Raw genomic sequence first — 12513 nt, 5'->3', positions numbered from 1 at the left:
CAACGCCCGCACCGGCGAGCGACCGACCCGAAAGGGACTCCCGTGACCACCATCTCGACCCGGTCGGCCGGCGCCGTGCCGTACGACGACCTGGCCGCGGCCCTGCGCGGCGACCTGATCACCCCCGGCGACACCCGCTACGACACGGCGCGTGCCGTCTACAACGGCATGATCGACAAACACCCCGCGGCGATCGCACGCTGCCGGGACGCCGCCGACGTCGTTTCCTGCGTCCGCTTCGGCCGCGCCCACGCCCTCACCCTGGCCGTGCGCGGCGGCGGGCACAACGCCGGCGGCCTCGGCGTGTGGGACGACGCGCTCGTCGTCGACCTGTCCCTGATGCGCAGTACCACGGTCGATCCGGCACACCACACCGTCCGCGTCGACGGCGGATGCACCTGGGGCGACGTCGACCACGCCACGGTCGCCTTCGGCATGGCCACCCCGTCCGGCTTCCTCTCGTCCACGGGTGTGGGCGGGCTGACCCTCGGTGGCGGCATCGGCTATCTCTCCCGGCGCTTCGGGCTGACCGTAGACAACCTTCTCTCCGCCGACGTGGTGCTCGCCGACGGCACACTCGTGACGGCCGACGAGAGCTCGCACAGCGACCTGTTCTGGGCGCTGCGCGGCGGCGGCGGGAACTTCGGCGTCGTCACCTCCTTCACCTTCCGCTGCCACGACATCGGCGAAGCCGGCATGATCGTCGGCGGCCCGGTGCTCTACGACCTCGCCGACACCGCCGACGTCATGCGCTGGTACCGGGAACTGCTGCCGGCGCTCCCGGAGGAACTCAGCGGCTGGATCGCGCTGCTCACCGTCCCACCCGCCGCCCCGTTCCCCGAGGACCTCTGGGGCCGCAGGTGCTGCGGCATCGTCTGGTGCTACACCGGACCGCACGCCAAGGCCGACGAGGTGCTCGAGCCCATCCGGACCTACGGCTCGCCGCTGCTGGTCGGCCTGCACGACATGCCGTTCACCGTGCTGCAGAGCGCATTCGACGCCCTCTACCCGCCCGGCCTGCAGTGGTACTGGCGGGCGGACTTCTTCGACGAGATCACCGACGCCGCGATCGACGTGCACTGCCGGTACGGGCAGCAGTTGCCGACCGGTCACTCCACCATGCACCTCTATCCCATCGACGGCGCCACCAGCCGCGTCCCCGAGGACGCGACCCCCTTCGCGTACCGGGGCGGCGGATGGGCGGGAGTCATCGTCGGCGTCGACCCCGACCCCGCCAACGCCGGCCTCATCACGCGGTGGGCCCGCGACTACTGGGAGGAACTGCACCCGACCTCCGCCGGCGGCGCCTACGTCAACTTCCTGATGAGCGAGGGACAGGACCGGGTCGAAGCCGCCTACCGCGGGAACTACGACCGGCTCACCCGGATCAAGCAGCGCTACGACCCGGACAACGTCTTCCACATCAACCAGAACATCCGGCCCGCCGCCCCCGACCGGTAGCCCGGAACCGCACCTGCGCGGAGAGGAACGGGACATGCCCACCCACAGGCTGGAAACGGACTATCTGGTGATCGGCTGCGGCGCGGCCGGCATGGCGTTCGCGGACGCATTGATCACCGACTCCGACGCGGACGTCGTCATGGTGGACCGGCGGCACGCACCCGGCGGACACTGGCAGGAGGCCTACCCGTTCGTCCGGCTGCACCAGCCGTCCGCGTACTACGGCGTCAACTCACTGCCGCTCGGTACGGACACCATCGACGACGTCGGCCCGAACCGGGGCATGTACGAGCAGGCGGGCGCCCCCGAGATCTGCGCGTACTACGACCGGGTCATGCGCCGGCGTCTCCTGGCATCGGGATCCGTGCGGTACTTCCCGATGAGCGAGTACGTCGGCGGCCACCGCTTCGTCTCCCGGGTCGCCGCCGACCGGTACGAGGTGACGGTCCGGAAGGCGCTCGTCGACGCCACCTACCTCGAGCCGGCGGTCCCGGCGACGTTCGCCCCGCCGTTCGACGTCGCCCCCGCCGTCCGCTGTGTCCCCGTGAACGCGCTCGCGCGGGTCGCCGAGCCTGCCGAGCGGTACGTCGTCATCGGCGCCGGCAAGACAGCGATGGACGCATGCCTGTGGCTGCTGCAGATGGGGGTGCCACCGGACGCCGTCCGCTGGATCAAACCGCGCGAGGCCTGGCTGCGCAACCGCTGGTTCGCGCAGGGCGGCGAACTGGTCGGCAACCTGATCGACGGACTCGCCCGGCAGATGGAAGCCGCAGCGCAGGCGACGAGCACGGACGACCTGTTCGCCCGGCTCGAGGCGAGCGAACAGCTGCTGCGCGTCGACGAGCGAGTCACCCCCACCATGTACAAGGGCCCGACGGCGAGCACCGCCGAACTCGCCCAGCTCCGGCGCATCGACGACGTCGTCCGCCTCGGGCACGTCCGGCGCATCGCACGCGACGAGATCGTGCTCGACCACGGAACGATCGGTACCGGGCCCGACCACCTGCACGTGCACTGTGCCGCCCCGGGCCTGAACCCGGCCCCGGCCGTCCCGATCTTCGAGGAGGGCCGTATCACGCTGCAACCGATCCGGACCGGGCTCATCCCGTTCAACGCCGCCCTCGTCGGATTCGTGGAGGCCACCGGCCGGGACCTGGCCGAGAAGAACCGGCTCTGCCCACCGAACCGGCTACCGGACGTCCCCCTCGACTGGATCCGCGGAACGCTCGTCGAGACGAGCGCCGAGTACGCGTGGTCGAAGGAACCGGACATGGCGGACTGGCTCGAGCGTTCCCGCCTCAACACGTCCCGGGGGCTCCGGCACCGCGCCGACCGGCCCCTTGTCCGGGAAGCGACGAGGCGATTCGGCACCCACGTCCGCCCCGCCCTCGCCAACCTCACCGGACTGCTCGACGACGCCCGGCGGGCCGCGTGAGCGCCCGGCCGCCCGGCCCGCCCGGGCGGGCCGGGTTCGCGGGCCACCCCGTATGATCTGAGCGATTACGGCTACTCGCCGATCACGATCGAGACCGCTTCCGGGCGCGCACAGTACGCCCGCGAGCGGTCGGCGCTCACCATCGCGCCGCGGCCCTGGAGAGGAGCTGCTGAATCGATGTACCGCCCCGGCGGCGGGTCGAACCGACCTGCCCGAAACTACCGGCGGGTAACGTGAGTGCTGTTCGTCGTGCTGCCCGTCGGCACCGCCGACGCGAGCGCACAGGTCCCGGAAAGAGTGAGGCAGGTAATGACTGAACGCGTGCAAGTCGGTGGACTCCAGGTCGCCAAGGTGCTCTACGACTTCGTCGTCGACGAGGCGATCCCCGGCACCGGGGTGGACGCGGCCGAGTTCTGGGCCGGCGCCGACAAGGTGATCCACGACCTCGCCCCCCGCAACCGCGCCCTGCTCGCCGTGCGCGACGACCTCCAGGCGCAGATCGACACCTGGCACCGCGACCGCAAGGGCCAGCCGCACGACGCCGCTGCCTACAAGGCGTTCCTCCAGGACATCGGCTACCTCGTCCCCGAACCCGCCGACTTCCAGGTCACCACCGGTGGTGTCGACGCCGAGATCGCCACCACCGCCGGGCCGCAGCTCGTGGTGCCCGTCCTCAACGCCCGCTTCGCCCTCAACGCCTCCAACGCCCGCTGGGGCTCGCTGTACGACGCCCTCTACGGCACCGACGCCATCTCCGAAGAAGGCGGCGCCGAGAAGGGCACCGGCTACAACAAGGTCCGCGGCGACAAGGTCATCGCCTGGGCCCGCAACTTTCTCGACACCGCCGCCGCCCTCGCCACCGGATCGCACGCCGACTCCACCCGGTACTTCGTCGACGGGAAGGAGCTGAAGGTCGAACTCGGCGACGGCACCGTCACCACACTCGCCCAGCCCGAGAAGTTCGTCGGCTACCTCGGCGAGAAGGACGCCCCGACGTCCGTGCTGCTGCGCAACCACGGTCTGCACGTGGAGATCCAGATCGACCCCGAATCCCCGATCGGCAAGACCGATGCCGCCGGTGTCAAGGACGTCGTCCTCGAATCGGCCATCACCACCATCATGGACTTCGAGGACTCCGTCGCCGCCGTCGACGCCGACGACAAGGTCATCGGCTACCGCAACTGGCTCGGCCTCAACCGCGGCGACCTCGCCGAGGAGATCTCCAAGGGCGGCAAGTCCTTCACCCGCGCCCTCAACGCCGACCGCGTCTACGTCGCCCCCGACGGCTCCGACCTCACCCTGCACGGCCGGTCCCTGCTGTTCGTCCGCAATGTCGGCCACCTCATGACCAACCCCGCCGTGCTCGACTCCGAGGGCAACGAGGTCCCCGAGGGCATCCTCGACGCGCTGATCACCAGCCTCGCCGCCGTGCACGGCCTGTCCGTCGGCGAGGACACCGGGCCGCTCGCCAACAGCCGCACCGGCTCGATCTACATCGTCAAGCCCAAGCAGCACGGCCCCGAGGAAGTCGCCTTCACCACCGAACTCTTCGGCCGGGTCGAAGAGGTGCTGGGCCTGCCGGCCAACACCCTCAAGGTCGGCATCATGGACGAGGAACGCCGCACCACCGTCAACCTGAAGGCCTGCATCAAGGAGGCCAGCGAGCGCGTCGTGTTCATCAACACCGGATTCCTCGACCGCACCGGCGACGAGATCCACACCTCCATGGAGGCCGGCGCCATGGTGCGCAAGGCCGAGATGAAGAAGCAGAAGTGGATCCTCGCCTACGAGGACTGGAACGTCGACACCGGCCTGGCCACCGGCCTGCAGGGCAAAGCCCAGATCGGCAAGGGCATGTGGGCCATGACCGACCTCATGGCCGACATGCTCGAACAGAAGATCGGCCAGCCCAAGGCCGGCGCCAACACCGCCTGGGTCCCCTCGCCCACCGGCGCCACCCTGCACGCCACCCACTACCACCAGGTCGACGTGTTCGCCGTGCAGGACGAACTGAAGGGCAAGCGCCGCGCCACCGTCGACGACATCCTCACCATCCCCCTCGCCCCCAGCACCGACTGGACCGACGAGCAGAAGCGCGAGGAGCTCGACAACAACTGCCAGTCGATCCTCGGCTACGTCGTGCGCTGGATCTCCCAGGGCGTCGGCTGCTCCAAGGTGCCCGACATCCACGACGTCGCGCTCATGGAGGACCGCGCCACCCTGCGCATCTCCAGCCAGCTGCTCGCCAACTGGATCCACCACGGCATCGTCACCGCCGACGACGTCGTCGCCGCCCTGCAGCGCATGGCCCCCGTCGTCGACCGGCAGAACGCGGGCGACTCCACCTACCTGCCGATGGCCCCCGACTTCGACGGCAGCATCGCCTTCCAGGCCGCCAAGGAACTGATCCTCGAAGGCACCACGCAGCCCAGCGGCTACACCGAGCCGATCCTGCACCGCCGCCGCCTCGAGTTCAAGGCCGCCCACGGCTGCCGAGCCTGAGCCACGGCCCACGGCCCCCGATCCACCGGATCGGGGGCCGTGGCGTCTCACCGGCCGATCACTAGACTCCGGGAACGGCGGGGCAGGCACGACGACAGGCAGGAAACACGTGGGTCGACATCGCGGCACGGGCCGCGCCAGAGGCGTCAGCAAGGGCCCGATCATCGCCGTCGCCGTAGCACTCGCACTCGTCCTCGCCACCGTCGGCTGGTTCCGCCTGCGCGAACGCATCGACGCGCAGGCCACCGAAGCCGCGCATACCTGCGTCGAAGGCGACGCGCTCCTCGACGTCGCCGCCGATCCCGCCGTCGCCCCCACACTGACCACCCTCGCCGCCCGGTGGGTCACCGACACCCGCCCCGTCGTCCGCGACCACTGCATCGACGTGCGCGTCACCCCCGTCGCCACCACCCCGGCCACGACCGCCCTCACCGCCGATCCCCGCTGGGACCCCACCCTCGGCCCCCCACCCGCACTCTGGGTCCCTTTCAGCAGCGACGCCACCGCGCGCGCGGCACAGGCCCTCGACGGCCAGACCCGCTCCCTCGCCACCTCCCCGGTCGTGCTGGCCGTCCCGGCCGAGCTCGAGCGCGCCCTCAGCACCGCCGGCACCGGATGGCGCCAGCTGCCCTCCCTCCAGTCCGACGGCAGCACCCTCGCCGGCCTGGGCCTCGACGGCTGGGCCGGCCTCCGCCTGGCCCTGCCCACCGGCACCGACGCCGACGCCACCACTCCCGCCCTCGAGGCCGTCGCCGCCGCAGCCACCGACGCCGGAACCGGTCCCCTGACCGCCGAACAGGCCGCCTCCCCCGCAGCCACCTCCGCCGTCGGTGCGCTCGCGCTCGGCGCCGACGCCCTCGGAGACGGCGCCGGACCGACCACCGCCGCAGCCCTGACCACCCTCGCCGACGGGCCCGGCGCCGACGGGGCGGTGCACGCCGTACCGATCACCGAGCAACAACTGCACACGGCGGTCGCCTCGGGTGGCGCCGCCGGCCTCGTCGAATTCGTTCCCGCCGGCCCCACCCCCACCGCCGACTTCCCCGCCGCCGTGGTCGACGCCCCGTGGGTCGACGAGACCCTCTCCCGCGCCGCCGCCGAACTCGCCGGCCACCTCCGCGAACCCGACGCGGCCCGCGTCCTCGCCGACGCCGGCTTCCGAGTCGACGGCCAGCCCGTCCCCCGCACCGACGCGGTTCCCTTCCCCCGCATCGAACAGAACCTGAACCGCGCCGCCCCAGCCGTGGCCGACATCCTCCTCGACCACCGGCGCGCACCCGTCGCACCCCGCGCCACCACGATCCTCCTCGACACGTCCACGTCCATGGGAACCGTCGAGGGTGACGACACCCGTCTCGCCCACATCGCCACTGCCCTGGACCAGCACGTCTCCCGCTCGCCGGATGCCTCGACACTCGCCGTGTGGGTCTTCGCCCGCGACCTCGACGACACGACTCCGTACCGCGCCACGGTGGCGCGCGGCACCCTCACCGCGGACCAGCGCACCGCGCTGACCGCCGCCCTGACCGGTGCCGACACCACCGACGGTTCCGCCGTCTACCGGTCTCTGGCCGCCGCCTACGTCGACGCCGTCCGCAACCACACCCCCGGCAGGCCCAACTCCGTCCTCCTGATCACGGACAGTGCCAACGACGACGACACCTCCCGCCAACGCATCCTCGACCTCGTCGCCGCCGCCGGCGACCCCGATCGACCCGTCCGGATCGACGTCGTGGCGCTCGGCGACGACACGAACCGCAACACCTTGCAAACACTCGCCGACCGCACCGGCGGTGCGCTCGTCCCCGTCGCCACGACCGACGGACCCGATCTCGCCGCCGCCATCCGAAAGCTGATGTCCTGACACCGTGATCCGCCTTCTCGTCGCGGGGACGTTCCTCGCCCTCGTCACCTTCTGGCTCCACCGCCGTCTCGTCCGAGCCCCCGGCCTGCGCGGCCGCTCGGCAATCGCTGCGAACACCGCGCTCGGCGTCCTCCTCGTCGTCGCTCTGATCGGCGCGCAGAGCGGCACGTCGCTCGACCCGCGCTGGGCCCGCCCGTTCGGATTCCTCGGCTGGACCTGGCTCGGCGTCGTGCTGTACCTGGTCCTCGGCACGCTCCTGATCGGGATCGTGTGCCTCGCGGCGCGAGCGGTACGCCGTTTCCGGCGCGGCGACGCCCACCCCCCGGATCCCTCCAGGCGGCGCGCCCTGCAGATCGCGACGGGCACGCTGACCGTCGCCGCGGTCGCCGCGGTCGGCTACGGCACGGTCGAGGCCGCTCGGCCCCGGGTCGTGCACACCCGGATCCCGTTGCGCCGGCTTCCGGCCGGATTCGACGGGATGCGGGTCGCCCTCGTCACCGACCTGCACGTCGGCCCGTCCCGCGGCCGCGAATTCACCCGTCGCGCGGTGGACCTCGTCAACGCGCAGCAGCCGGACCTGATCGTTCTCGGCGGGGACCTCACCGACGGCACGATCGCGTTCGTCGGGCAGGATCTCGCTCCCCTCGCCGACCTGCGGGCTTCCCTCGGGGTCTACGGAGTCAGCGGCAACCACGAGTACTACGCCGACGACGCGCTGTCCTGGCTCGATTTCTGGGAAACCCTCGGCGTACGCACCCTCCGCAACGAACGAGTCGCCCTGGAGCGCGGCGGCGATGTCATCGATCTCGCGGGCATTCACGATTACTCGGCACCGGCCCCGAACGAAGCGGATCTCACCGCAGCGTTGCAGGGCCGCGATCCCGAGCGCTTCGTCCTCTTGGCCGCCCATCAGCCCCGGCAGGTGTTCGAGGCCCGCGACCACGGCGTCGACCTGCAATTGTCCGGCCACACGCACGGCGGACAGATGTGGCCGCTCGGATACGTCGTGCCTCTGCAACAGCCGACGGTGACGGGACTCGACCGGTTCGGCGACACTCTCGTGTACACCTCCCGCGGTACCGGCGCCTGGGGTCCGCCGGTACGGATTGCCACCCCTCCGGAAGTGGCAATCCTGGAACTGAAGACCTTCCCGGGCTGACCTTTTTGTCTGGGCTGTTTTTGTGCGGTTGTTTCGCGGTTGAGGTGGCGTGGGGTGTTGTTCGGTTATTTATAAAGTTCCGTTAGGCTCGGAATACTGTCCGTAGTCTTTCGGGGGCTGGGCTACCGACACCCAGCCCCCGAAAATGCGCTCAGCTGCTGTAGGCCTCCAACGGCGGGCACGAGCACACGAGGTTCCGATCCCCGTACGCCCCGTCGATGCGGCGCACCGCGGGCCACACCTTCGCGCGGCTCTGCCCCAGCGGATACACCGCGATCTCACGGCTGTAGGGGTGGGTCCACTCCCCGACCAGGCACTGGGCGGTGTGCGGTGCGCCGCGCAGTGGGTTGTCGTCCACCGGCCACTCCCCTGCCCCGACGCGATCGATCTCGCCGCGGATGGCGATCATCGCGTCGATGAACGCGTCGAGTTCGGAGAGATCCTCGCTCTCGGTGGGTTCGACCATCAGGGTGCCCGCGACGGGGAAGCTCATGGTCGGCGCGTGGAAGCCGTAGTCCGCCAGGCGCTTGGCCACGTCGTCGACCGTGACCCCCGTATCCTTCGTCAGGGGGCGCAGATCGAGGATGCACTCGTGCGCCACCATGCCGTTCTCGCCCGTGTACAGGACGGGAAAGTACTCGTCGAGCCGGCGCGCGATGTAGTTCGCCGACGCGATCGCCGTCAGCGACGCCCGCCGCAGGCCTTGGGCCCCCATCAGCTTGATGTACGCCCACGTGATCGGGAGGATGGAGGCCGATCCGAACGGCGCCGCCGACACCGGCCCACCGCCCCCGAGACCCGGTTCGGCCGGGTGGCCGGGCAGGAACGGCACCAGGTGCGCGCGCACGCCGATCGGCCCCACGCCGGGGCCGCCACCACCGTGCGGGATGCAGAAGGTCTTGTGCAGGTTCAGATGACTCACGTCGCCTCCGAACTTGCCGGGACGCGCCAGCCCGACGAGGGCGTTCAGGTTGGCGCCGTCGATGTACACCTGCCCGCCGGCGTCGTGCACGGCACCGCAGATGTCGGCGATCTCGTGTTCGTAGACCCCGTGGGTCGACGGGTACGTGATCATGATCGCGGCGAGACGTTCGGCGTGGTCGGAAATTTTCGCACGCAGATCGTCGAGGTCGACGTCACCGTTGGACCGGCACGCCACGACCTCGACGCGCATGCCGGCCATGACCGCGGAGGCGGCGTTGGTGCCGTGTGCACTCGACGGGATCAGGCAGGTGTCCCGATGCTCGTCACCCCGGCTCAGGTGGTAGTGGCGGATGGCGAGCAGCCCGGCGTACTCGCCCTGGCTACCCGCGTTCGGCTGCAGACTCACCGCGTCGTACCCGGTCACCGCGGCCAGCCACCCTTCCAGGTCGCCGATGAGCCGGCGGATGCCCGCGGTCTGCTCTGCAGGGGCGAAAGGATGCAGCGCCGAGAACTCGGGCCAGGTGATCGCCTCCATCTCGGTGGCGGCATTGAGCTTCATCGTGCACGAACCCAGCGGGATCATGGTGCGGTCGAGCGCAAGGTCCATGTCCGACAGGCGGCGCAGGTACCGCATCATCGCGGTCTCGGTGCGGTACCGGGTGAACGCCTCGTGCTGCAGGTACGCGCTCGTGCGCGCGAGCTGCCGCGGCACGGCGGGTGTGGCTGCGGCCGAGGTGTCCTCCGCCCCGAACGCGGCCAGGACCGCGGCGACGTCCGCGTCCCGGGTCGCTTCGTCGCACGAGATCCCCACGTGGTCCCCGTCGACGCGACGAACGTTGATGCCGGCCTCGAGAGCCGCCGCGACGACCGCGTCGGCGCGGCCGGGAACGCGGGTCAGCACGGTGTCGAAGAAGCTGTCGTGCACCACGTCGATACCGGCCGCCTTCAGCGACGCCGCGATACGGGCGGCCTGGCCGGCCACGCGGGTCGCGATCCCGGCCAGGCCCTCGGCCCCGTGGTACAACGCGTACATGGCAGCGAGCACCGCGAGGAGAACCTGTGCGGTGCAGATGTTGCTGGTCGCCTTCTCGCGCCGGATGTGCTGCTCACGCGTCTGCAACGCCAGCCGATAGGCCGGTGCGCCGTCCGCGTCGACCGACACACCGACGAGCCGGCCCGGAAGGTTGCGGGCATGGGCGGCGTGCACGGCGAGATAGCCGGCGTGCGGCCCGCCGAACCCCATCGGCACGCCGAAGCGCTGGGTGGTGCCGAAGCACGCGTCCGCGCCCTGTTCCCCGGGCGGGGTGAGCAGAGTGAGCGCCAGCAGGTCCGCGCCCACCGCGACGAGCGCCCCACGCTCGTGCGCCGCCCCGACGAGGGGGCCCGCGTCGAACACCCGGCCGGAGGCACCCGGGATCTGCAGGACGACGCCGAAGAACTCTCCCTCGGGCAGGCCGTCGTCGACGAGGTTCGCGGTGACGATCTCGATCCCCAACGGTTCTGCCCGGGTCGCCAGGACCGCGGCGGTCTGGGCGAACAGGTCGGCGTCCACGACGACCCGCGCACTCCTGGACTTGCGGTTGGCGCGCTTGAGCAGCGTCATCGCCTCCGCGGCGGCGGTCGCCTCGTCCAGCATCGACGAGTTGGCGACCTCCATACCGGTCAGGTCCGAGACCATGGTCTGAAAGTTGAGGAGCGCTTCGAGGCGCCCCTGGCTGATCTCCGGCTGGTACGGGGTGTATGCGGTGTACCAGGCGGGATTCTCGATGATGTTTCGCAGCAGTACCGGCGGGGTCAGCGTGCCGTAGTACCCCTGGCCGATCATCGATGTCGCGACGGTGTTCCGGCCCGCGAGTTCCTGCAGCGCCGTCAGTACCTCGTGTTCCGACATCGGCGCGTCGAGCGACTCGAGTCCGTCCGCGACTCCGTCGGCCCGGGCGTCGAGGATGCCGGCGGGCACCGCCTTGACGGCCAGCTCGTCGAGGGATTCGACGCCGATGACGTCGAGAATGCGGCGCAGTCCCGCCGCGTCGGGGCCGACGTGGCGGTCGGCGAAGGTGTACGTAGCGGCGTCGGTCATCGCGACTCCCTGAGGTCGGAGGTCCGCATCCGCGCAGGGGGTCGCACGGTGCGTGTCCTCCCCCTCTGTCGCGAGCTCGCCGGGGCGAGCGCCTGAGAGATTCGGTACCGGAGCGAGCCGGCCCTTTCCCCGTGGGCGGGTGGGTGCTCCCACCGCTTTCCAGAGACGTCGGTGCCCGCACGGTCCTCGATGCCTGAGAGATTGACGGGGAGGTGCTGCTCCTTCGGCGTCCGGAACAGGTCCGGAACTCTCCCGCACGGCGGCGACGTATCACCGATTCTAGGGCACGGGGACACCCGGGCAGCACCGAGGCCGCAGGTGTTTCGTGTGACGAGCGTCTAGCCGATCCGCCGATTGACACGTTCGCGACGGCGGGAGGCCAGTTCGTCCTCGGGACGCTGCTCGATGTCGCCGCCGTCCGCCCGCTCGGCCGGGAAGTCGGCGATGCTGCCCGTCAACTCCCGCATCGCGCCGCTCACCGCGATCCCGAACACGCCCTGTCCGCCCTGCAGTAAATCGACCACCTCTTCCGGTGAGGTGCACTCGTACACGGTGGTGCCGTCGGAGAACAGGGTGATCTTCGCCAGGTCCCGCACTCCGCGTTCCCGGAGGTGGTCGACCGCTACCCTGATGTTCTGCAGGGAGATGCCCGTGTCCAGCAGACGCTTGACGATCTTCAGGACCAGGATGTCCTTGAACGAGTAGAGCCGTTGGCTGCCCGAACCCGCCGCGCCCCGGATGGACGGAACGACCAGATTCGTCCGCGCCCAGTAGTCGAGCTGACGGTAGGTGATGCCGGCGATCTGGCAGGCGATCGGCACGCGGTAGCCGACGAGCTCGTCAGGCACCGAATCGTCCGGGAACAGACCCGGCTGCATCTCGTCGGCGTCGAGAGATGCCCGTGACGGGGCCTCGCGGTCGACGGCGTCGAAGCTGAGCTGCTGTCCCTGCGGCCGATCTCCCACTGTTGTGACTCCCTCTCGCGTGCACAGGCGTGCCCCGGAACGAACGACGGGCGGATCCCCCACCCCATCCGATCGTCGAGCGCCCGCTTGACCCACCGAGTCGATCCGTAGCGATTCACTCAG

Annotated in this window: 7 protein-coding genes and 1 riboswitch; of the genes, 5 read left to right on the top strand and 2 right to left on the bottom strand. The window is 70.6% G+C overall.

Annotation, left to right across the window (positions count from 1 at the left end):
- The first annotated feature begins 42 nt into the window (after positions 1-42).
- The 5 genes from A4U64_RS10715 to A4U64_RS10695 all read left to right on the top strand — a co-directional run bounded on the left by A4U64_RS10715 (position 43) and on the right by A4U64_RS10695 (position 8421).
- Positions 43-1461, top strand: a complete 1419-nt coding sequence (locus A4U64_RS10715) for an FAD-binding oxidoreductase (protein WP_065922545.1) — start codon at positions 43-45, stop codon at positions 1459-1461.
- 34 nt (positions 1462-1495) lie between these two features.
- Positions 1496-2896 (top strand): NAD(P)-binding protein, encoded by a 1401-nt coding sequence (locus A4U64_RS10710; RefSeq protein WP_050035284.1) that lies wholly within the window; start codon positions 1496-1498, stop codon positions 2894-2896.
- Positions 2897-3205: 309 nt separating this feature from the next.
- Complete coding sequence (locus A4U64_RS10705) at positions 3206-5398, top strand: malate synthase G (protein WP_029543834.1); 2193 nt, start codon at positions 3206-3208, stop codon at positions 5396-5398.
- Between the two features lie 109 nt (positions 5399-5507).
- Entirely contained in the window at positions 5508-7262 is a 1755-nt protein-coding gene (locus A4U64_RS29060) for a VWA domain-containing protein (protein ID WP_084648630.1), read from the top strand.
- A gap of 4 nt (positions 7263-7266) precedes the next feature.
- Positions 7267-8421, top strand: coding sequence for a metallophosphoesterase (locus tag A4U64_RS10695; protein ID WP_029543838.1), 1155 nt, complete (start codon positions 7267-7269; stop codon positions 8419-8421).
- A gap of 151 nt (positions 8422-8572) precedes the next feature.
- Here A4U64_RS10695 and gcvP read toward each other — a convergent pair whose 3' ends face one another.
- Both gcvP and A4U64_RS10685 read right to left on the bottom strand, forming a co-directional pair.
- Positions 8573-11425, bottom strand: coding sequence for an aminomethyl-transferring glycine dehydrogenase (gcvP, locus tag A4U64_RS10690; RefSeq protein ID WP_050035285.1), 2853 nt, complete (start codon positions 11423-11425; stop codon positions 8573-8575).
- A gap of 170 nt (positions 11426-11595) precedes the next feature.
- Positions 11596-11690: riboswitch (glycine riboswitch) on the bottom strand.
- Between the two features lie 73 nt (positions 11691-11763).
- Positions 11764-12390, bottom strand: coding sequence for a MerR family transcriptional regulator (locus A4U64_RS10685; RefSeq protein WP_006936775.1), 627 nt, complete (start codon positions 12388-12390; stop codon positions 11764-11766).
- Positions 12391-12513 lie beyond the last annotated feature (123 nt).

Origin of the sequence: Rhodococcus sp. WB1, from assembly GCF_001700945.1 — a bacterium.
Lineage (GTDB): Bacteria > Actinomycetota > Actinomycetes > Mycobacteriales > Mycobacteriaceae > Rhodococcus > Rhodococcus aetherivorans.
The sequence above is the reverse complement of the archived record's forward strand: the minus strand, read 5'-3'. Positions and strand labels throughout refer to the sequence as shown.

Coding starts and splice junctions, on each gene's coding strand:
- A4U64_RS10710 (WP_050035284.1), top strand. CDS start 1,496: ATGCCCACCCACAGGCTGGAAACGGACTATCTGGTGATCGGCTGCGGC.
- gcvP (WP_050035285.1), bottom strand. CDS start 11,425: ATGACCGACGCCGCTACGTACACCTTCGCCGACCGCCACGTCGGCCCC.
- A4U64_RS10705 (WP_029543834.1), top strand. CDS start 3,206: ATGACTGAACGCGTGCAAGTCGGTGGACTCCAGGTCGCCAAGGTGCTC.